This window comes from Caballeronia sp. LZ001 (assembly GCF_031450875.1).
Taxonomy (GTDB): domain Bacteria; phylum Pseudomonadota; class Gammaproteobacteria; order Burkholderiales; family Burkholderiaceae; genus Caballeronia.
Genome location: NZ_JARTVX010000004.1, coordinates 1,132,667 through 1,154,456 on the forward strand (window position 1 = coordinate 1,132,667; position 21,790 = coordinate 1,154,456).

15 protein-coding genes and 1 pseudogene are annotated in these 21,790 nt (G+C 62.7%); 12 read left to right on the forward strand and 4 right to left on the reverse strand.

Going from position 1 to position 21,790, the window contains the following annotated elements; genetic code table 11:
- Positions 1–169: 169 nt before the first annotated feature.
- Together P9292_RS15825 and argA are read right to left on the reverse strand one after the other, a co-directional pair.
- Positions 170–442, reverse strand: a complete 273-nt coding sequence (locus P9292_RS15825) for an oxidative damage protection protein (protein ID WP_244827576.1) — start codon at positions 440–442, stop codon at positions 170–172.
- A gap of 65 nt (positions 443–507) precedes the next feature.
- The gene (argA, locus tag P9292_RS15830; protein WP_244827577.1) at positions 508–1,878 is read right to left on the reverse strand and encodes an amino-acid N-acetyltransferase; all 1,371 of its coding nucleotides are present in this window, start codon (positions 1,876–1,878) and stop codon (positions 508–510) included.
- 958 nt (positions 1,879–2,836) lie between these two features.
- On the opposite strand from argA, the pseudogene hrpA reads away from it, so the two are divergent.
- From hrpA to P9292_RS15860, 6 genes and pseudogenes are all read left to right on the forward strand, one after another.
- Positions 2,837–6,668, forward strand: a pseudogene (gene hrpA, locus P9292_RS15835) (ATP-dependent RNA helicase HrpA).
- Between the two features lie 151 nt (positions 6,669–6,819).
- On the forward strand, positions 6,820–7,833 hold the full coding sequence (locus tag P9292_RS15840) for a beta-propeller fold lactonase family protein (RefSeq protein WP_244827579.1): 1,014 nt from the start codon (positions 6,820–6,822) through the stop codon (positions 7,831–7,833).
- Between the two features lie 88 nt (positions 7,834–7,921).
- Positions 7,922–8,941, forward strand: coding sequence for a sterol desaturase family protein (locus P9292_RS15845; protein ID WP_244827580.1), 1,020 nt, complete (start codon positions 7,922–7,924; stop codon positions 8,939–8,941).
- 73 nt (positions 8,942–9,014) lie between these two features.
- Positions 9,015–9,854 carry an EI24 domain-containing protein gene (locus P9292_RS15850; RefSeq protein ID WP_309959937.1) on the forward strand — a complete coding sequence of 280 codons (840 nt, stop codon included), beginning with the start codon at positions 9,015–9,017 and terminating at the stop codon, positions 9,852–9,854.
- A gap of 12 nt (positions 9,855–9,866) precedes the next feature.
- Positions 9,867–10,679, forward strand: a complete 813-nt coding sequence (locus tag P9292_RS15855; protein ID WP_244827582.1) for a molybdopterin-binding protein — start codon at positions 9,867–9,869, stop codon at positions 10,677–10,679.
- On the forward strand, positions 10,676–11,371 hold the full coding sequence (locus P9292_RS15860) for a copper homeostasis protein CutC (protein ID WP_309959939.1): 696 nt from the start codon (positions 10,676–10,678) through the stop codon (positions 11,369–11,371). Before P9292_RS15855 ends, P9292_RS15860 begins: the two co-directional genes overlap by 4 nt.
- Positions 11,372–11,385: 14 nt before the next feature.
- Here P9292_RS15860 and P9292_RS15865 read toward each other — a convergent pair whose 3' ends face one another.
- Positions 11,386–11,850, reverse strand: a complete 465-nt coding sequence (locus tag P9292_RS15865) for a rhodanese-like domain-containing protein (RefSeq protein ID WP_250464313.1) — start codon at positions 11,848–11,850, stop codon at positions 11,386–11,388.
- A gap of 376 nt (positions 11,851–12,226) precedes the next feature.
- On the opposite strand from P9292_RS15865, the gene glnA reads away from it, so the two are divergent.
- The 3 genes from glnA to ntrC all read left to right on the forward strand — a co-directional run bounded on the left by glnA (position 12,227) and on the right by ntrC (position 16,603).
- Positions 12,227–13,642: a type I glutamate--ammonia ligase gene (gene glnA / locus P9292_RS15870; RefSeq protein ID WP_244827585.1), complete on the forward strand. Its 1,416-nt coding sequence runs from the start codon at positions 12,227–12,229 to the stop codon at positions 13,640–13,642.
- Between the two features lie 206 nt (positions 13,643–13,848).
- Positions 13,849–14,991, forward strand: a complete 1,143-nt coding sequence (gene glnL, locus P9292_RS15875; protein WP_244827586.1) for a nitrogen regulation protein NR(II) — start codon at positions 13,849–13,851, stop codon at positions 14,989–14,991.
- Between the two features lie 133 nt (positions 14,992–15,124).
- Entirely contained in the window at positions 15,125–16,603 is a 1,479-nt protein-coding gene (gene ntrC / locus P9292_RS15880) for a nitrogen regulation protein NR(I) (protein ID WP_250492139.1), read from the forward strand.
- 16 nt (positions 16,604–16,619) lie between these two features.
- Here ntrC and xth read toward each other — a convergent pair whose 3' ends face one another.
- Positions 16,620–17,396 carry an exodeoxyribonuclease III gene (xth, locus tag P9292_RS15885; RefSeq protein ID WP_309959943.1) on the reverse strand — a complete coding sequence of 259 codons (777 nt, stop codon included), beginning with the start codon at positions 17,394–17,396 and terminating at the stop codon, positions 16,620–16,622.
- Positions 17,397–17,765: 369 nt separating this feature from the next.
- On the opposite strand from xth, the gene P9292_RS15890 reads away from it, so the two are divergent.
- Genes P9292_RS15890 through kdpB form a run of 3 tightly spaced genes read left to right on the forward strand, consistent with a single transcriptional unit; the run spans position 17,766 to position 21,786 of the window.
- Complete coding sequence (locus P9292_RS15890; RefSeq protein WP_244827589.1) at positions 17,766–17,861, forward strand: potassium-transporting ATPase subunit F; 96 nt, start codon at positions 17,766–17,768, stop codon at positions 17,859–17,861.
- Complete coding sequence (gene kdpA / locus P9292_RS15895) at positions 17,858–19,639, forward strand: potassium-transporting ATPase subunit KdpA (protein ID WP_309959945.1); 1,782 nt, start codon at positions 17,858–17,860, stop codon at positions 19,637–19,639. Before P9292_RS15890 ends, kdpA begins: the two co-directional genes overlap by 4 nt.
- 14 nt (positions 19,640–19,653) lie before the next feature.
- A complete protein-coding gene (gene kdpB / locus P9292_RS15900; protein WP_284503046.1) occupies positions 19,654–21,786 on the forward strand; it encodes a potassium-transporting ATPase subunit KdpB in 2,133 nt (710 codons plus the stop codon).
- Positions 21,787–21,790: the final 4 nt, after the last annotated feature.

Sequence of the window (21,790 nt, forward strand, 5' to 3'; positions counted from 1 at the left end):
AAGCGCAAACCAGCCTGTCCGGGCGCTCTCTCGAAAACGCGCAATCCCTTGCTGGGCTTAGGATTACGCTTAGTCGAATTTGTCCTTAAGCGCTTGTTGAAAAGGACGAGCGCGCAACAAAAAACCGGCCACTCGGACCGGTTTTTTTGAGAGCCAATTAGGCTTAAGTTCAGCTTTGCGGCGGCACATATCCCGTTGCGGTGTCGGCGCCTTCGCCGAAGAAGTACTTCTCCGTTTGCTTGAGCAAGTATTGGCGCGCGCGCGGGTCGGCCATATTGAGCCGGTTTTCGTTGATCAGCATGGTTTGCTGCTTGAGCCAGCCCTGCCACGCTTCCTTCGACACGGTTTCATAGATGCGCTTGCCGAGTTCGCCCGGCAGCGGCGGAAAGTCGAGTCCTTCGGCTTCCTTGCCGAGCTTCGCACATTGGATCATTCGGGCCATCGTCTGTTTCTCCTATTGAGTAGCGGAGCGCGTGCGTTCGTGCGCACGGCGCGTGCAATGTCGGTTCAAAGCTGTTTCATCAGGACGAGCGATTTGCGCTGCCAGTTGTAGAGTCGCCGGCGGTCTTCCGGCAGGTCGTCCACCGTGACCTTCACGAAACCGCGCTTGAGGAACCAGTGTTCGGTGCGCGTCGTCAGCACGAAAATGCGCGTAAGACCGCGAGCGCGCGCGCGTTGTTCGATGCGCTTGAGCAGGCGCTCGCCATCGCCGGAACCTTGCGCCTCGGGCGCGACGGTCAGACACGCCATCTCGCCGATGCGCTCCTGCGTGTACGGATAAAGCGCCGCGCAGCCGAAGAGCACGCCATCGTGCTCGATGACCGAGAAGTGGTCGATGTCGCGTTCGATCTGATGCCGTCCGCGCCGCACGAGCGTGCCGTCGGATTCGAGCGGTTCGATCAGCGTGAGAATGCCGCCGACGTCGTCCGGCGTCGCTTCGCGCAGACTTTCGAGATTCTCGTAGGAGATCATCGTGCCGACGCCGTCGTGCAGGAAGAGTTCGAGCAGCACGCTGCCGTCGAGCTTGTACGGAATGATGTGCGCGCGCGCCACGCCGCCGCGGCAGGCGCGAATGGCGTGCTTGAGATAAAACGCGGTATCGCCCTGAAGCTCGCCGCTTTCGTGAAGCCGGTAAGCGTCGTCGAGCGACATTTCCCGCACGAGTTCGTTTTCCTGATCTTCGAGGCCGGGAATCTCGGTCACGAAGATGATCTTGTCGGCGCGCAAGGCGATGGCCGCGGCGGACGCGACGTCTTCCATCGACAGATTGAACGCTTCGCCAGTTGGCGAAAAACCGAGCGACGACAAGAGCACGAGCTTGTTGCTCGCAAGCGACTGGCGGATGGAATCGCCGTCGATCTTGCGCACGACGCCCGTGTGCTGGAAGTCGACGCCATCCAGAATGCCGACCGGCCGCGCCGTCACGAAGTTGCCCGACACCACGCTGATGTGCGCGTGAGCCATCGGCGTGTTCGGCAAGCCCTGGCTGATGGCGGCTTCGATGTCGAGGCGCACTTCGCCAGCGGCTTCCTTCGCGGATTCGAGCGCGCGCGCGTCGGTAATGCGCAGCCCGTGCGAGAACGACGATTCGACGCCGTGCAGACTCAGTTGCTCGTCGAGTTGCGGACGCGAGCCGTGCACCAATACGACGTGGATGCCCATGGCGTGCAACAGTCCGACGTCCTGGACGAGCGCATTCAGGCGGCCTTCCTGCACCAGTTCCCCGCCAAACGCGACCACGAAGGTTTTGTTTCGGAACGCGTGAATATAGGGCGCAACGGAACGCATCCAGTCGACGAACTGGGCGTGGGGATTCGGCGCTTCGGCTTCGACTGCGGCCGGCTGCGACGGGATGGCGAGGTCGGTAGGGGAATTCATGCCGGGATTATAATGCGATGCTATGCCGAATGTTTCCAGACGCCCCACCCAAGGCGGCAAGCCGCCATCCGCCGACAAGTCGCTCGATACCCAGGAGCAGTTGAAGAAACTGCGCGAAAGCTTGCTGCGCGACGCGCAGACAGGCGAGGACGAGGCTGCCGGTCTCAGCAAGAAGGAACTGGCCGCGCGGCGATTTGCGGGCGGCGGCGCGGTTGAGGGAGCGGTTGGGAATTCGGGTTCGCAGGGGCAGAATGCGAAGTCGCCGACGCCGGTGGCTTCGCAGCCTCGGCGCGGCGCGCAGCAAGCGGCCGGAGGGGCTGCCGCCAAGTCGCAAAAGCCGAAGCCGCAGTCTCCGGTCACGCAGGAGTCGCGAGGAGTCGCACCGCAAAGTCGCGTGGAGCGCAAAGCGCCGCAGGAACCGTCGTCGCGAAAGCTGGATGCATCGGCTGATCGGAACACGTCGCTCGCGCGCCCGGCAAGCGCACGCGATATCGCCAAACCTTCCTCTTCGCGCGATGCAAGTAGTTCGCACGATGTTCGCGGCGAACAGCGCAGCACGCAGGCGCGCCAAACGACTTCTGCTTCAACCGCGCGGCCGGTCGAGGCACAAGGCACCCGACCTTCAAAAAACGATTCTCGCGCGGAGACTACGCGTGCCGAACACAGCTCGCGCGACGAACGGCACAAGGCCGAGGCGCGGCAAGTCGATCGAAGCGCACGACCGGACGACCGATCCCATCGAGAGCAGGCCGCAGCGCAAACGCACTCGAGTGCGCGCAACGCGCAAGCCGGGCAGGTTCGCCACGTAAGCGACGAGCGTTCACCACGTGAAGCGCGCGCGGCGCGAGCCAGCGAACCACGCGCCAAGCAACAAGGCGAAGTCTCCGCAGTTCAGCCCGCGAGGCAACACAACGTACGCCCACCGCGCCGCGAGGGGCGCGCCGTCACCGCCAACCCCATCCCGCCGATCACCTTTCCCGAGGCACTTCCCGTCTCCGCCCGTCGCGAGGAGATCGCGCGCGCGATCGAAGGGAATCAGGTCGTGATCGTGAGCGGCGAAACCGGCTCCGGCAAAACCACGCAGCTCCCCAAGATCTGCCTCGCGCTCGGACGCGGTCTCGGCGCGGGCGGCAGCGGTCTCATCGGTCATACGCAGCCGCGCCGGATCGCGGCATCGGCGACGGGGCGACGTATCGCCGAGGAACTCGCAACGCCTTTCGGCGAAGTGGTCGGCTACAAGGTGCGCTTCACCGACAACCTCGCGCCGGGCGCATCGGTCAAGCTCATGACCGACGGCATTCTGCTCGCGGAAACGCAAACCGACCCGCTGCTGAGCGCGTATGACACGATCATCATCGACGAGGCGCACGAACGCAGCCTGAACATCGACTTCCTGCTCGGCTATCTCAAGGAAATCCTGCCGAAGCGCCCGGACCTCAAGCTGATCGTCACGTCCGCGACCATCGACGCGCAACGCTTCGCGCGCCACTTCGGCAGCGACGAAAAGCCCGCGCCCGTGATCGAGGTCAGCGGGCGGCTGTATCCGGTCGAGGTGCGCTACCGGCCGGTGGAGGAAGACAGCGCCGCCGTCAAATCGGCGCAAGGCACGCTGCACAAGCGCAACGACCGCAAGGCGGACCGCGATTTGATGGAAGCCATCGTCGATGCCGTCGATGAACTCTGCCGCGTCGGTCCCGGCGACGTGCTCGTGTTCCTGCCCGGCGAGCGCGAAATTCGCGATGCCGCCGAGGCGCTGCGTAAGCACCATCCGCCGCATACGGAAATCCTGCCGCTGTTCGCGCGCCTTTCCGCTGCCGAACAGGAGCGCGTGTTCAAGGCGTCGAACGCGCGGCGTATCGTGCTCGCGACCAACGTCGCGGAAACGTCGCTGACGGTGCCGGGCATTCGCTATGTCGTCGATACCGGCATGGCGCGCGTGAAGCGCTATTCGTATCGCAACAAGGTCGAGCAGTTGCAGATCGAGTCGATCTCGCAGGCCGCCGCCAATCAGCGCGCGGGCCGGTGCGGGCGCGTTGCGGACGGCGTCTGCATTCGTCTCTACGACGAAGCCGACTTTCAGTCGCGCGTGCGCTTCACCGATCCCGAGATCCTGCGCTCGTCGCTCGCGGCGGTGATCCTGCGCATGAAGTCGCTGCATCTGACGGCGATCGAAACCTTTCCGTTCATCGAGCCGCCGCCGGGTCGCGCGATCGCCGACGGTTACCAGTTGCTGAACGAACTCGGCGCCGTCGACGACGACAACGCGCTCACGCCGCTTGGCCGCGAACTCGCGCGGCTGCCGCTCGATCCGCGCGTGGGCCGCATGATTCTCGCCGCCCGCGATCATCACGCGTTGACGGAAGTGTTGATCATCGCGTCGGCGTTGTCGGTTCAGGACCCGCGCGATCGTCCGATCGAAGCACAGGAGCAGGCGGATCAGGCGCATCGGCAGTTCGTCGACGAGCGCTCCGAGTTCCTGCAATGGACGCGCATCTGGAAGTGGTTCGACGAAGCCATTGCGCACAAGAAGTCGAATCGACAGTTGACCGATGCGTGCCGCGCCAACTTTCTCTCGCATCTGAGATTGCGCGAATGGCGCGACGTGCATTCGCAACTTCTCACGGTCGTGCGCGAACATGGCTGGCGTCTGAACGAATCCGACGCGACGTTCGAGCAAGTGCATCTTTCGCTTCTCACGGGGCTGCTCGGCAACATCGGCATGAAGGCCGACGACGAGCCGCATTATCTCGGCGCACGCGGCATCAAGTTCCATTTGTGGCCGGGTTCCGCGCTGCTGAAGAAAGCGGGCCGCTGGGTGATGGCGGGCGAACTCGTCGAGACGAGCCGGCTGTACGCGCGGACCATCGCGAAGATCGAGCCGGAATGGCTGGAAACGGTCGGGCCGCATCTGTTGCGCAAGTCGCTTTCCGAGGCGCATTGGGAGAAGAAGGCCGCGCAAGTGGTCGCGTATGAACGCGCGACGCTCTACGGTCTCACGGTCTACGGGCGGCGGCGCGTGAGTTACGGCCAGCAGGACCCGAAGTACGCGCGCGAGTTGTTCATTCGCGGCGCGCTGGTGGAAGGCGAGTTCGACACGCGTCTGCCGTTCTTCGCGCACAACCGCAAGCTGGTCGCGGACATCGAGCAACTCGAACACAAGTCGCGCCGTCAGGACGTGCTCGTGGACGACGAACTCATCCACGGCTTCTACGATTCGCTCGTGCCCGAAGGCATCTGGACCGGCGCGGCGTTCGAACGCTGGTATCGCGACGAGCAGCGCAAGGAGGGCGGCAAACAACTGCTGTTCCTTTCGCGCGACGACCTGATGCGTCACGAGGCCGCCGGCGTCACCACCGACCTGTTCCCGAAGCGCATGATGATGTCGGGCATCGAAATGACGCTCGCGTATCACTTCGAGCCGGGCGCGCCGCGCGACGGCGTGACGCTCACGGTGCCGCTTTATGGCCTGAATCAGATCGATGCGCGCCGCGTCGAATGGCTCGTGCCCGGCATGCTCAAGGAAAAGACGCAACTGCTCCTGAAGTCGCTGCCGCAAAAGCTGCGCCGGCATGTCGTGCCCTTGCCGGATTACGCGGCGGGCTTTGCCGAGCGCAACGCGGGGCCGAGGTTCGGCGCGGGTGCCTTGGTCGATGCGCTCATCGCCGATATTCGGGAGCAGACGCAAGTCGCCGTGAAGAGCGCGGATTTCAAGCTCGAAACGCTGCCTGCGCATCTCTTCATGAACTTCAAGGTGATCGACGAGCACGGCCGCCAGCTCGCGATGGGCCGCAATCTCGCGCAATTGCGAGCGGAACTCGGCGGTCAGGCGCAGCAGCATTTCCAGAAGCTGACGGCAAGCGCGGCTTTCGATGCACTTTCCGCCGATTCGCCAAACGCGCCGCAGACGCAGGCCGCGAGCGCGTCCACCGGCACCGCGCTCTATGAAAACCTCACGACGTGGAATTTCGGCAAGCTACCAGAGCTGTTGGAAATTCGACGTCGCGGGCAGACGCTGTTCGGCTATCCGGCGCTCGTCGATCGCGGCGCGCATTGCGACGTCGAAGTGTTCGATTCGCCGGAGGAGGCGGCGCGGATTCATCGCGCGGGCTTGCGGCGGCTCTTCTGGCTGCAATTGCGCGAGCCGATCCGCTATCTGGAAAAGAATCTGCCGGGGCTGCGCGAAATGTCGATGCAGTTCATGGCGCTCGGCACCGCCGACGAGTTGCGCGATCAGATCGTCGATACGGCGCTGGATCGCGCATGTTTGCAAGACCCGCTACCTGACGACGACGTGAGCTTTTACGCTCGCCGCGATGCCGCGAAAGGCCGGCTGCACGCTGCTCGCGCAGGAGATCGCGCGGCTGGTCGGCGCGATCCTCGGCGAATACGCGGCGCTTCTAAGGAAGCTCGCGCAGGCGAAGCCGTTCGCCCAGGCTTACGCCGATATCCATTCGCAGTTGAACGCGCTCATCGGCAAGCGCTTCGTGATCGACACGCCTTACGCGCAACTCGCGCATTTTCCGCGTTATTTGAAGGGCATCGGGCTGCGAATCGACAAGCTGAAGGCCGATCCGGCTCGCGATGCGCGTATTTCCACGGATCTGCATCCGCTCGTGCAGCAATATCAGCGCGCGCTCGCACAACGCGGCGGCGTGGCGGACGCGCGGCTCTCGGAATACCGCTGGCTGCTGGAAGAACTTCGCGTGTCCCTGTTCGCGCAGGAACTGCGCACACCCATGCCCATTTCCGTGAAGCGCCTGCATAAAGTCTGGGAAGCGATGCAGCGCTAAAAGACGAAGTAGCGCAATGCCGATTTTTTCGCCAAAAAAACGGCATTTCTTGCGCCGTTAAACGAAATTGCGCAAAAACAGGCGTTTCGTCAACGCGACGACAAGCGCAAACGTTCTACAATGACGCCTGCCTTCGGACGTCTACTTTTTCATGCGCTCATCTTTTCTGTCTGGCCGCTTTCGGGCGGTTGCCTCACGCGCCGCGCTCGCTATCGGCGCGGCCTTCATCGCCACCGCGGCATTTGCCAATAACGTCATCGTCCTGAACTCGGCGGAGGCCACGCTGAGTCTTATCGACGAAAACACGCGCCAGGTCGTCGGCACCGTGCCCACGGGCAAGGAACCGCATCACTTGATGCCCACGCCGGACGCGTCATCGCTGATCGTTGCGAACTCGGTATCGAACAATCTCATGTTCGTCGATCCGAAAACCGGCGCCGTGCAGCGCTGGGTTCAGGATATCGAAGACCCGTATCAGATCGGCTTTTCGCCGGATCGCAAGTGGTTCGTGTCGACGGGTCTGCGGCTCGACCGCCTCGATATCTATCATTTCGACGGCAAGAATCTGACCGTGGCCAAGCGCTTGCCGCTCGCCACCATGCCGAGCCATATCGCGTTTTCGAACGACAGCACGACCGCTTTCATCTCGCTGCAGGTGTCGAACGAAATCGCCGCGATCGACCTGGCGACGCAGACGGTCAAGTGGAAGATGAAAGTCGGCCCGACGCCCGCGGGCGTATGGTTCACGCCGGGCGACAAGTATCTGCTCGTTGGCATGACGGGCGCGGATTACGTCGCCGTGGTGGACTGGCGCAATCAGAAGATCGTCAAGACCATCACGACCGGCAAGGGCGCGCATAACTTCCGCTCGCTCGTGGACGGCAAGCATGTGGCCGTGTCGAACCGGGTGGCGAACACCATCAGCATCATCGACGAAGACACGCTCACGAACGTCGGCGACATCACGGGCCTCTTGCCGGGGCCGGATGACATGGAACTTTCCGCCGACAAGAAGTATCTCTGGGTAACGTTCCGTTTCGCGAAGCATGTCGGCGTGATCGACCTTGCGGATCGTAAGCTGATCCAAACCATCAAGGTTGGCCGTTCGCCGCACGGAATCTACTTCTTCAATCGCGCGCCGGTGACCTCGCCTAACGGCGCCTGAGGCTGCCCGCGAAAGCAGTAGGAAAAGGGCGCTTGCGGGCGCCCTGTATTACGATTGAGTCAGGCCGTATTGAGTCACACGGAGCATCATGTTTCATTCCATTCTTTCGTCGCTCGACAGCTTCGTCTCCGCCCTGCAGACCATGCTCTACGTGGACGTGGTCCAGCCGTTCCTGTTCAAGGTCGGCCTCATGGACTATGACGAAGACACCTACGACGCTCTTTACTGGGTGATCGTCGGCGTGCTGGAAGTGCTCGCGATGTACGCCGTGCTGCGCCCGCTCGAAGCGCTGCGCCCGGCCGAGGAATGGCAGGATCGCAAGGGCGTGCGTATCGACGTGCTTTATACGTGGATCGTCAAGCTCGGCATTCTGAACCTCTTTTTCTTCTTTACGTTCCAGCCGGTTTTCGATTCGCTGCAAAGCTGGCTGCGCCTGCATGACATCCCGAATCTGGAAATCGACAATCTCTGGCCGGGCGTGACCACGCAACCCATGGTCACGTTCGTGATTTATCTGGTGCTGCTGGATTTCGCCGGTTATTGGTATCACCGGCTGGAGCATCGCATCGGCATCTGGTGGGAACTGCACGCGGTGCATCACAGCCAGCAGCAAATGTCGCTTTGGTCGGACGACCGTAACCATCTGCTCGACGACATCCTGCAGGCGGGGTTCTTCGCCACTGTCGCGCTCGTGATCGGCGTGGAGCCGTCGCAGTTCGTCGTGCTGGTCGCCATTACGAACCTCATGCAAAGCGTGCAGCACGCCAACATTCGCTTGCATTACGGCTGGCTGGGCGACCGGCTCTTCGTGAGCCCGGCGTTTCATCGTCGTCATCATGCAATCGGCTTCGGCCACGAAGGCACGGCGTACGGCTGCAACTTCGGCGTGCTGTTCGCGTTCTGGGACATTCTCTTTCGCTCGGCTTCGTTCGACCGCACCGTGGAGCCGACCGGTATTCGCGATCAACTCGGCGCGCCGGGCGTCGCGCCCGTGCGTTACGGCGACGGCTTCGTCGAACAGCACTGGCTCGCGTTCAAGCGGATCGGCGCGCGTTTGTCTTCGCGTCGCGCGAATTCGGCTTCCGACAAAAGCTCGGCGGCTGTCTGAGTCTCCATCACCAGCGCCCGTTCGGCGCGCTGGTTTATGCTGTCGTTTCCACTCCCTCTTCGTCGAATCACGCATGAATGACTTGCTGCGTTCGTTCGTGCGCGCCATTGCGCATGCCTTTCACCCACGCATGCTCTGGCTGACTTTCATGCCATTTGCGGTCGCCACGCTGAGCTGGGGCGCGGTGCTCTGGTTCTTCTGGCAGACGCTGACAGGCGCGGCAACCGGTTGGCTCGACGGCTGGGCGCTCACCGCCACGATGTACCGCCTGTTCGATGCCGTCGGCTTCTCCTCGCTGCATGCGGTGATCGCGCCGTTTTTCGTCGTCATCATGGCGATTCCGCTGATCTTCGTGACCGTGCTGCTGCTGATCGCCACGCTCTCCATGCCAGGCGTCATCAAGCTGCTCACGCGCCGGCCGGGCGGTCATTACGCGCTGCTCGAAGAGCGTCACGGCGGCTCGTGGTACGGCAGTCTCGGGCACTCGGTCATTACCACGCTCGTTTGCCTGATCGCGCTCGTTGTCACGTTGCCGCTGTGGCTCATTCCACCGTTTTTCGCGCTGATTCCACCGCTCTTGTGGGGCTGGCTCACCTATCGCGTGATGACTTACGATGCGCTCGCCGTGCACGCGAGCGCCGAGGAACGCCGTGTGATCGTGCGTGATGCGCGCTGGCCGCTGCTTGTCATTGGCATCGTGAGCGGCCTGCTCGGTTCGGTGCCGACCATGTTGTGGGCCTGGTCGGTATGGCTCTTGCCACTCTTTCCCGTGGTCGCGGCGGCAACCATCTGGGCATACGCATTCATTCTGGTGTTTTCGGCGCTCTGGTTCGCGCATTACTGCCTGCACGCGCTCGAACGACTACGGGCGAATGCGGCGCCTCAAGTGTCGGCCATCACCGTTCCATTCTGAGAAGGAGCATTCATGGGCATTGGCGTCATCATCATCGGCGACGAGATTCTTTCAGGCCGGCGCACGGACAAGCATCTGCCGAAAATCATCGAATTGCTGAGCGCGCGCGGGCTCTCGCTCGATTGGGCCGAATACGTCGGCGACGATCCCGCGCGCATCACCGCGACGCTCGCGCGCACCTTTGCTTCGAGCGATATCGTGTTTTCGACCGGCGGCATCGGCGCGACACCCGACGATCACACGCGTCAATGCGCGGCCAAGGCGCTCGGCCGGCCGCTCGAACTGCAGCCGGAAGCGGCGGAACTGATCCGCGAGCGCATCCGCGAGACGGCCGGCGACAAACCGTATGACCTCGATTCGCCGGAGAATCTGCATCGGCTGAACATGGGGACGTTTCCGCAGGGCGCGGCGATCATTCCGAACAGCTACAACAAGATTCCGGGCTTTTCCGTCGGCGATCATCATTTCGTGCCGGGCTTTCCCGTCATGGCGTGGCCAATGATCGAATGGGTGCTCGATACCAAGTACGCGCATCTGCATCACGCGACGCCTTATATCGAGCGCTCGTTGCTCGTGTTCGGGCTGCCGGAGTCGCGCATCACGCCGCTCATGGTGACCATCGAACGCGATTTCGACGGCGTGCGCGCCTTCAGCCTGCCGAGCGTGGGCGATGCCGCGCGCGGCGCGCTCTATGCGCGTTCGCATATCGACCTCGGCGTGAAGGGCGAGCCGGATCAGGCCAACGCCGCGTTCGAAGTGTTGCGCGAGGGCGTGCTCGCCCTGGGCGGCGAAGTGGTCGAAGCGCCGCCGGAGGACGCGGCGTGATTCTGCTCGAAGTCATCGCAACGACTGTTTCCGACGCGCGCGCCGCCGAGCGTGGCGGCGCCAATCGGCTTGAACTGATCACGGCGATCGGCGAGGGCGGGTTGACGCCGAGCATCGGCCTGATCGAGTCGGTGGTGGAGGCGGTGCGAATTCCGGTGAACGTCATCGTGCGGCCGCACAGCCGTTCTTTCGTCTACGATGCTGACGATTTCGCGGTCATCGAACGCGACGTCCGCGCAATCGCGAAGACGGGCGCCAACGCGATCGTCGTCGGCATGTTGAACGCACATGGCGATGTCGACACCGAAGCGCTAGAGCGCGTGATCGATGCCGCCGACGGTTTGCCGCTCACCTTCCATCGCGCGATCGACGAAGCCCGCGACTTGCCCGCTGCGTTCGAGACGCTTTTGCGCTTCGACGCCGTCACGAACGTGCTGACATCGGGCGGCAAGCCATCCGTGCTGGAAGCCGGACCGGTTATCAAGGCGCTCGTCGCGCAAGCGGCGGAAACGCATTGCACGGTGCTCGCGGGCGCTGGTTTCATCGTGGATGCGGTCGCACCGTTCGCCGCCGCGACAGGCGTGAAGGCCGTGCATTTCGGCTCTGGCGTGCGCGTGGATGGAAAAGGCTCGGAGCCGGTCGACGAATTACGCGTGGCGCGCGTGCGGGTGTTGCTCGACGCAGGCGAGTGAACGAACGGCGACGCTTATGCGCCCATCCAAGGCAAGCCGCGAAAGCACCATCCCGACACCGTCTTCCGATGCCCTTGCCCGTTTTTGTCTCCCTCGAAACCTTCGAGCAGGTCATACGCTTTCATGAACCCTTCTTTCTGCGCGGCGACCGCGGCGAGCTTGGAGCGCGCGGCGCTGCGGCACAGAAAGAGCACCGGCGTATCCGGAGTGGCGACCTGCCGCAATTGTTCGATAAACTCGCCGTTCGGCACCGAGCCGGGATAGCGAATCCATTCGATATGCGCGTATTGCGCGCTATCGACAGCGGGACGTCCGACCCAGTCGAGTTCGGCGCGTGTGCGGACATCGACGAGACGCGTACGCGGGTCGAGTTGCAGCAGTTCGAAGGCTTCGGCGGGAAGGAAGGCGCCCGCGTAGGTCAGCTTGTTTTCCGTGGCCCGGCTCGCGGCCTGGCCATAAAGTTGTTCGAGCGTGCTCATGGCGCGTAGTCTCCGGTAAAGCGCAAAAATTCATTTTAGCGTGCCAGACTCTGAGCGGTGCCGAGGGCTGGAATCGCGGCAACCTTACTGGGTCAAATTGGTGCAAGATAAGACGAATGCACGAAAATCGGGCGCGCCTCGGTAGATCCGAATTGTCGCGCACCGAATTAGTGCGAACGGTCGGCTTACGACTAAGCGGCCGGCTCGATAAAGCATCATCGTTTCACAAAAAACGCGCGCCGCTTCAATTGCTTAGCGCAAGATTGGTGCGCTTGGCATGGAAGCTGCTTTTCAAACCACGATTGTTTCAGCGGTACAGGATTCGGTCGGGGCGGCGAAAGGTTTTCGCCGACTTTTGTTAATCAGGAGATAGGTAATGAGTAAATCCGTGGCCGACGTCATTCAGCTCGTCAAGGACGAAGACGTCAAGTTTGTCGATTTCCGCTTCACCGACACGCGCGGCAAAGAACAACACGTTTCCGTGCCGGTCTCGGCATTCGACGAAGACAAATTTGAAAGCGGCCACGCTTTCGACGGTTCGTCCATCGCCGGCTGGAAGGGCATCGAAGCATCGGACATGTTGCTCATCCCCGATGCGGATACCGCGTTCATCGACCCGTTCTACGAAGAGTCCACGCTGGTTCTGACCTGCGACGTGGTCGAGCCGGCCGACGGCAAGGGCTACGAGCGCGACCCGCGTTCGCTGTCGAAGCGCGCTGAGGCATATCTGAAGAGCTCGGGTCTCGGCGACACCGCGTTCTTCGGTCCGGAGCCGGAATTCTTTATTTTCGACTCGGTGCAATGGAACACGGATCAGTCGGGCACGTTCGTCAAGATCGGCTCGGAAGAAGCGCCGTGGTCGTCGGCGAAGGAATTCGAAGGCGGCAACACCGGCCACCGTCCGGGCACGAAGGGCGGCTATTTCCCGGTCGCGCCGGTCGACACGTTCCAGGACATGCGTTCTGAAATGTGCCTGTTGCTCGAACAGATCGGCATTCCGGTCGAAGTTCACCACCACGAAGTGGCGGGCCAGGGCCAAAACGAAATCGGCACCAAGTTCTCGACGCTGGTTCAGCGCGCGGACTGGCTGCAGCAGATGAAGTACATCATCCACAACGTGGCGCATACGTACGGCAAGACGGCGACGTTCATGCCGAAGCCTATCGTCGGCGACAACGGTTCGGGCATGCACGTTCACCAGTCGATCTGGAAGGACGGTCAGAACCTGTTCGCGGGCAATGGCTACGCGGGGCTGTCGGAATTCGCGCTGTTCTACATCGGCGGCATCATCAAGCATGCACGCGCGCTGAACGCGATCACGAATCCGGGTACGAACTCGTACAAGCGTCTCGTGCCGCACTTCGAAGCGCCTGTGAAGCTGGCTTACTCGGCTCGCAACCGTTCGGCATCCATCCGCATTCCGCACGTGAGCAACCCGAAGGGCCGCCGTATCGAAACGCGCTTCCCGGATCCGCTCGCGAATCCGTACCTGTGCTTCTCCGCGCTGATGATGGCGGGTCTCGACGGCGTGCAGAACAAGATTCATCCGGGCGAAGCCGCGGACAAGAATCTGTACGACCTGCCGCCGGAAGAAGATGCAAAGATCCCGACCGTGTGTGCCGGCCTCGATCAGGCACTCGACGCACTCGACGCGGATCGCGAGTTCCTGACGCGCGGCGGCGTGTTCACGGATTCGATGCTCGACGCGTACATCGAACTGAAGACGAACGAGCTGCAACGTTATCGTCAGTCGGTGCATCCGGTCGAGTTCGAGATGTACTACTCGCTGTAAGCGCCGCCAACGCATGACGTCGATGCGCTTCGTAGACGGCTGGTCGATGAAGCGCGCGGCGCATGCCCTAGGCGAACACGAAAAAGGGACGGCGCGCCGTCCCTTTTTTAATCGCCGCGTGGCTGACGCGTGTCACATGCAGTCACAAAGAAAGAAGAAGATCGAGTTTCACGAGCGACCTCATTGGCCACCCTTTTTAAAGCTCGATGGTGCTTAAGAATCTGATCAAGGCCCGCAAAGGGCATGCCGACGCACTCTCCGACGACACCCAACTCGCGGGAACCGGTCTTCTGCCGGGACTCGAAGCGTTGCCGACCGTCGTGCTCGTGCTCGACAAACGCACGCAGCGCATCGCGTACGCGAACCCGTCGGCGGAGTCGATGCTGGAGATGTCGCGCAAGCAACTCACGCAGACGCACTGGCCCAATCTCTTCGCCAACTCCGAGGAACTGGCGACGACCATCGCATCCATCGCGGAAAACCGCTTCAACGCGACGCGGCTCGATGCCATGCTCGAACGCCCCGGGCGCGAGGCGTTTCATGTGCATGCGATCGTCGCGTATCTGGAAGTCGCCACCGATTACGTGCTGCTCGAACTCTTCGAGAACGAACGGCATTTGCGCACCGACCGCGAAGAGCGCATTCACGATCTCACGGCGGTAAACAAGCAGCTCATCCGCAACCTCGCGCACGAGATCAAAAATCCGCTTGGCGGAATTCGCGGGGCCGCGCAGCTGCTCGAGTTCGAACTCGGCGCGCGCGAACGCGACGAGTTGCGCGAATACACGCAGGTCATCATCAAGGAATCGGATCGGCTGCAGACGCTCGTCGATCGCTTGCTGGAACCGCACCGGCATCCGCATATCGTGGGCGATGTGAACATCCACGAAGTCTGCGAGCGCGTGCGCGCGGTGATCCTCGCGGAGTTTCCGCGCGGCCTCACCATCGAACGCGATTACGACGTGAGCGTGCCCGACCTGCGCGGCGACAAGGAACAACTGATTCAAGCGCTCCTCAACATCGTGCGCAACGCGGCCGAAGCGTTGAGAGAGCGCATCTCGCAAGGCGACGCCAAGATCGAACTGCGTACGCGCATTGCGCGCAAGGTGACCATTGGCAAAAAGCTGCACAAACTGGCATTGGACTTGCATATCACTGACAACGGTCCCGGCATTCCTAGTGAGATTCGCGACCGGATTTTCTTTCCGCTCGTGTCGGGCCGGGAAGATGGCAGCGGTCTGGGTCTTACGCTCGCGCAGTCGTTCGTGCATCAGCACGACGGGCTGATCGAAGTGGAGAGCAAGCCCGGTTGCACCGAGTTCGCCATGCTGTTGCCATTCGGAAACTGAGGATCATCGACCTGAATCCAAACGACGCACATCCCTGGCCGCTAATTTACGACGCGATTGCGCTCCAAGCCTTGAAGCCTGACCGTTTCGACGGGCTCACACCGAACCACACGAAGACTTCTCGCCGAACGATATGAAGCCGATCTGGATAGTAGACGACGACCAATCAATCCGATGGGTGCTTGAGAAAGCACTCGCACGTGAGAACTTCACGACGCGCAGTTTCTCCGGCGTGCGCGACGCGCTCGCCGCGCTCGAGCACGACAGCCCGCAAGTGCTCGTCTCCGACATCCGCATGCCAGGCGGCTCGGGCCTCGAATTGCTGCAAACGGTGCGTGACCGCTTGCCGGGCTTGCCAGTCATCATCATGACGGCGTTCTCGGATCTGGATAGTGCGGTGGCCGCATTCCAGGGCGGCGCGTTCGAATATCTCGCGAAGCCTTTCGATGTCGACAAGGCCGTCGAGCTGATCCGCCGCGCCGTCGACGAGTCCATGCGCGGCGAGTCCGCCTTCGACGAGCGCGTGACGGAAACGCCCGAGATGCTCGGCCAGGCGCCGGCCATGCAGGACATGTTTCGCGCCATCGGCCGCTTGTCGCATTCGGCGGCGACCGTGCTCATCACGGGCGAATCAGGCACCGGAAAGGAGCTTGTCGCGCGCGCCTTGCACCGACATAGCCCGCGCGCGAACGGACCGTTCATCGCGCTGAATACGGCGGCGATTCCGAAGGATTTGTTGGAATCCGAACTATTCGGTCACGAGCGCGGCGCGTTCACCGGCGCGCAGGCCATGCGGCAAGGGCGTTTCGAGCAGGCGGAAAACGGCACGCTGTTCCTCGATGAAATCGGCGACATGCCGTTCGACTTGCAGACCCGCTTGCTGCGCGTGCTCTCCGATGGACAGTTTTATCGCGTGGGCGGACACAATCCGCTCAAGGCGAACGTGCGCGTGATCGCGGCGACGCATCAGAATCTCGAATCGCGCGTGCGGCAGGGTTTGTTTCGCGAGGACTTGTATCACCGGCTCAACGTGATTCGCCTGCGCTTGCCCGCGTTGCGTGAACGCAGCGAAGACATTCCCTTGCTCACGCGGCATTTTCTGCAGAAGAGCGCGCGTGATTTGGGCGTCGAGCCCAAGCGCGTTTCGGATGAAGCGATTGCTTATCTGGCGTCGCTGCCGTTTCCGGGCAACGTGCGCCAGTTGGAGAACTTGTGCAACTGGCTGACGGTGATGGCGCCCGCGCAAGTCATCGAGCAGAAGGACTTGCCACCCGACCTCACGCCGCGACAGGACTATGCGTCGGCGGAGAGCATTGCGGTGTTGCCCGATGGCGCGATGACGGCGGGGCCCGCAGTCACCAACGGCGTCGCGGCGCCGTTGGCCGGAACGCCGGCTGGCGTTTGGGAGAACGGCTTGCGCACGGAAGTCGCGCGCCTTTTGCGTGAGAATTCGGCCGACGTCATGGACGAACTCGCGCGCCGTTTCGAGGCTGCCGTGATTCGCGAAGCACTCGACTTCACGCGCGGCCGGAAAGTAGAAGCGGCCGAGCGTCTGGGCATTGGCCGCAATACCATCACGCGCAAGATTCAGGAACTGCATTTGGACGCGTGATTTGGAGCAAATGGGGTCAGCCGAGCGTCGCGATCACCGGCGCGTGGTCGGATGGCTGGTCCCATTTGCGCGGCGCTTTATCGACTTCGCATGAAGTGCATAGCGCCGAGAGTTCCGCCGACAGCAAGATATGGTCGATACGCAGACCCATGTTCCGGCGGAACGCCATCATTCGATAATCCCACCACGTATAGAGCTTTTCGGGCTGCTCGAACTTGCGGAAGGCATCGGTCAGGCCGAGTTCGACGAGTTGCACGAAGTGCGCGCGCTCCTCGGGCGATACGAGATTCTGTCCTTCCCACGCTTTCGGGTCGTGCACGTCGCGGTCGTCTGGCGCGATGTTGTAGTCGCCGAGTAACGCGAGCTTCGAATGATGCGCCATCTCACCGCGCAGCCATTCACGCAGCGCGTCGAGCCAGCGCATCTTGTAGGCGAACTTCTCGGTGCCGGGCGCCTGGCCGTTCGGAAAATACGCCGACACAATGCGCACGCCTTCCACCGTCGCCGCGATTACGCGCTGCTGCAAATCCTCGAAACCGGGGATATTGCGAATGACGTTCACCTCGTCCACTTCCATGCCGTCGCGCACCAGAATGCCGACGCCGTTATAGGTCTTCTGTCCCGCGAACCAGCTTTTGAAACCGACAGCCGCGAGTTCGGCGCGCGGAAACTTTTCGTCGGGGAGCTTGAGTTCCTGAAGACACAGGACGTCGACGTTGGAGGAAGCCAGCCAGTCGATGACGTGCTGCTGGCGGACTTTGAGCGAGTTGACGTTCCAGGTGGCGATTTTCATGGGGACGACGATTATCTTTGGTTCTGGTGAGGTCGAGTGCGCCGGACTTCGTGCGCAAGGCAATTCAAGTGCGGATAGCCATCCCGAATGATACCGCCATGTCATGGCGGATCGGCTTCGGCAGCCTGGCGCGTGCTTCGCAAAGCTGCGGTCGAAGCGCCTCTTTACACCATTTTTACACCGCCCCCTCCAACCTTATCCAACCCTTTACGCGTCCTCCCCTAATCTCCACCCTATCCGGAAACCGATAGGGGAGAACGTCTCAATGGACCTGCTTTACCTCGCCGGCATAGCCCTGTTCTGGGCCCTGTGCGTGGCCCTCACGCGTGGCTGCGCGCTACTGCGCAACCGCGTTCAGGGAGGCCGCGCATGAACGCCTGGATGATGTGGCTCGCCGCCGCTTCGACGCTGCTGCTCTTCGCGTACCTCGTTTATGCGCTTCTCGACGCGGAGAACCTCGAATGAACGCCAATTCGCTGATGCAGACAACACTCTTCATCGTCGTGCTGATCGCGCTCGCCATCCCGCTCGGCCGATACATCGCGAACGTGCTCGATGGCTCATCGGTGATCGTGAGAAAGACACGACCCGTCGAACGATTCATCTACCGCATGGCCGGCGTCGACCCCGAAGCGGAAATGTCGTGGAAGCACTACGCACTCGCCGTGCTGCTCTTTAACGCGCTCGGCACGCTCGCGCTGTACGGCTTGCTGCGCGTGCAGCATCTGCTGCCCGCCAACCCGCAAGGCTTCGGCGCGATGACGCCCGACGCCGCCTTCAACACCGCCGTGAGCTTCGTGACCAACACGAACTGGCAGGACTACGGCGGTGAAAGCACGCTCGGCTATCTCGCGCAAATGCTCGGCCTGACCGTGCAGAACTTCCTTTCGGCGGCGACGGGCATCGCCGTCGTCATCGCGCTGATTCGCGGTTTCAAGCGGCATTCGGTGCAGACCATCGGCAACTTCTGGGTCGATCTCACGCGCACCACGTTGTACGTGCTCGCGCCGCTTGCGGTCGTGGTGTCGGTGTTGCTCGTGAGTCAGGGCGTGATCCAGAACTTCAAGGCGTATCGGGACGTCTCGACGCTGCAAGTCACGACGTATCAGGCGCAGTCGACGGACGCGCAAGGCAAGGCCGTCACGCAAACGCTCAAGAACGACAAGCAAACGCTGCCGATGGGCCCCGTCGCGTCGCAGGAAGCCATCAAGATGCTCGGCACCAACGGTGGCGGCTTCTTCAACGCGAACTCCGCGCATCCGTACGAGAACCCGACGCCGTTTGCAAACTTCGTGCAGATGCTCGCCATGCTCGTCATTCCGGCGGCGTTATGCGTCGTCTTCGGGCGCATGGTCGGCGACAAGCGGCAAGGCTATGCGGTGCTCGCGGCCATGACCATCGCGTTCGCCGCCGCCTGCTGGAGCGAGATCGCGGCGGAACAGTCGGGCAATCCGGTCTATGCGTCGCTGCATGTCGATACGACCGCGTCCGCGCTGCAATCGGGCGGCAACATGGAAGGCAAGGAAACGCGCTTCGGCATTGCGCAATCGGGCATCTTCACGGTGGCGACGACCGCGGCCTCATGCGGCGCCGTCAACAACATGCACGATTCGCTGACGCCGCTCGGCGGGCTCGTGCCGATGCTGCTCATCCAGCTTGGCGAAGTGATCTTCGGCGGCGTCGGGTCGGGGCTCTACGGCATGCTCGTGTTCGCGTTGCTCGCGGTGTTCGTCGCGGGGCTGATGATCGGCCGCACGCCCGAATACGCGGGCAAGAAGATCGAATCGTTCGAGATGAAGATGGTGTCGATCACCATTTTGCTCACGCCGTTCATCGTGCTCGCGGGCACCTCGATCGCCGTGCTGAGCGTGGCGGGAACGGCAGGTATCGCCAATCCCGGCGCGCACGGCTTCTCCGAAGTGCTCTATGCCTTCAGTTCCGCCGCCAACAACAACGGCAGCGCGTTCGGGGGGCTTTCGGTGAACACGCCGTTCTATAACGTCCTGCTCGGCATCGCGATGTGGTTCGGCCGCTTCGGTTCGATCATTCCGGTGCTCGCCATCGCGGGATCGCTCGCGGCCAAGAAGCGCCTCGCGGTGACGGCGGGCACGCTGCCCACGCACGGACCGCTCTTCGTCGTGTTGCTGCTCGGCACGCTGGTGCTGGTCGGCGCGCTCACGTACGTCCCCGCGCTCGCGCTCGGGCCGGTCGTCGAGCATCTCGGCATGATCGCCGGCCACTGAATCTCGAGGAAAGCATGAATCAAATGAATCAAGCGCCGCTGCATCGTCCGGACAATACCGGGCAGACGCGCACGGCGGCCCGTTCGATGTTCGATCCCGCGCTCGTGAAGCCCGCGATCGTCGATTCGTTCGTCAAGCTCGCGCCGCGCACGCAGTTGCGAAACCCCGTGATGTTCTGCGTGTACGTCGGCAGCATTCTCACGACCGTGCTCTGGATCGCCGCGCTCGCGGGCCAGGCCGAAGCGCCCGCGGGCTTCATCCTCGCGATCGCGTTATGGCTGTGGTTCACGGTGCTCTTCGCCAACTTCGCGGAAGCGCTCGCGGAAGGGCGCTCGAAGGCGCAGGCGGCGTCGTTGCGCAACGCCAAGCACAACGTGGTCGCCAAAAAGCTCAACGAGCCGCATCCGAAGTCGCCGATCCGCATCGTCGCATCGACGGATCTGCGGCGCGGCGATGTCGTGCTCGTCGAAGCGGGCGACGCGATTCCCGCCGATGGCGAAGTGATCGAAGGCGTGGCATCGGTCGATGAATCCGCGATCACGGGTGAATCCGCGCCCGTGATCCGCGAGTCGGGCGGCGACTTCTCGTCGGTGACGGGCGGCACGCGCGTGCTGTCGGACTGGATCGTCGTGCGAGTGAGCGTGAATCCGGGCGAGGCGTTTCTCGACCGCATGATCGCCATGGTCGAAGGCGCGAAGCGTCAGAAGACGCCGAACGAAATCGCGCTCACCATCTTGCTCGTCGCGCTCACGCTCGTCTTGCTGTTCGCCACCGCGAGCCTCTTGCCGTTCTCCATGTTCGCCGTCGATGCCGCGAAGGCGGGCCACGTAGTGAGCATCACCGCGCTCGTGGCCTTGCTCGTCTGCCTGATCCCGACGACCATCGGCGGCCTGCTGTCCGCCATCGGCGTGGCGGGGATGAGCCGCATGATGCAGGCGAACGTCATCGCGACCTCGGGCCGCGCGGTCGAAGCCGCCGGCGATGTCGACGTGCTCCTGCTCGACAAGACCGGCACGATCACGCTCGGCAACCGGCAGGCGTCTTCGTTCGCGCCCGCGCCGCGGGTCGATGAACGCGAACTCGCCGATGCCGCGCAACTCGCCTCGCTCGCCGACGAAACGCCGGAAGGACGCAGCATCGTGGTGCTGGCCAAGCAACGCTTCAACATCCGCGAACGCGACATGGCCAGCTTGCACGCGACGTTTCTGGCGTTCTCCGCGCAGACGCGCATGAGCGGGGTGGATCTTCCCGACCGCGAGATTCGCAAGGGCGCGGCGCTCGCGGTGAAGAAGTACATCGAGGAACACGGCGGGCGTTTTCCGCAGGAAGTGCAGAGCGCCGTGGATGAAATCGCGCGACGCGGCGGCACGCCGCTCGTCGTCGCGGAACGCATGCTCGAAGGCGGCGCGCGCGCGCTCGGCGTGATCGAGCTGAAGGACATCGTGAAGGGCGGTATTCGCGAGCGCTTTGCCGAACTGCGCAAGATGGGCATCAAGACCGTGATGGTGACGGGCGACAACCGCTTGACCGCCGCCGCGATTGCCGCCGAAGCGGGCGTCGACGATTATCTCGCCGAAGCCACGCCGGAGACGAAGCTCGCGACCATCCGCGCGCATCAGGCCGAAGGGCGGCTCGTGGCGATGACCGGCGACGGCACCAACGACGCGCCCGCGCTCGCCCAGGCCGATGTCGCCGTCGCGATGAACACCGGCACGCAGGCCGCGAAGGAAGCGGGCAACATGGTCGATCTCGATTCGAATCCGACCAAGCTGATCGAGATCGTCGAGATCGGCAAGCAGATGCTGATGACGCGCGGTTCGCTCACCACGTTTTCCATCGCCAACGACGTGGCCAAGTATTTCGCGATCATCCCGGCCGCGTTCGCGACGACGTATCCGCAATTGCGCGTGCTCGACGTGATGCATCTCGCGTCGCCGTCGTCGGCGATTCTCTCGGCGGTGATCTTCAATGCGCTGATCATCGTGTTTCTGATTCCGCTCGCGTTGAAGGGCGTGAAGTATCGCGCGCTCGGCGCAGCTTCGCTCTTGCGGCGTAATTTGCTGATCTACGGGCTGGGCGGCATCGTGTTGCCGTTTCCGGTCATCAAGCTGATCGACATGACCATCAGCGCACTCGGCTGGCAATAATGGA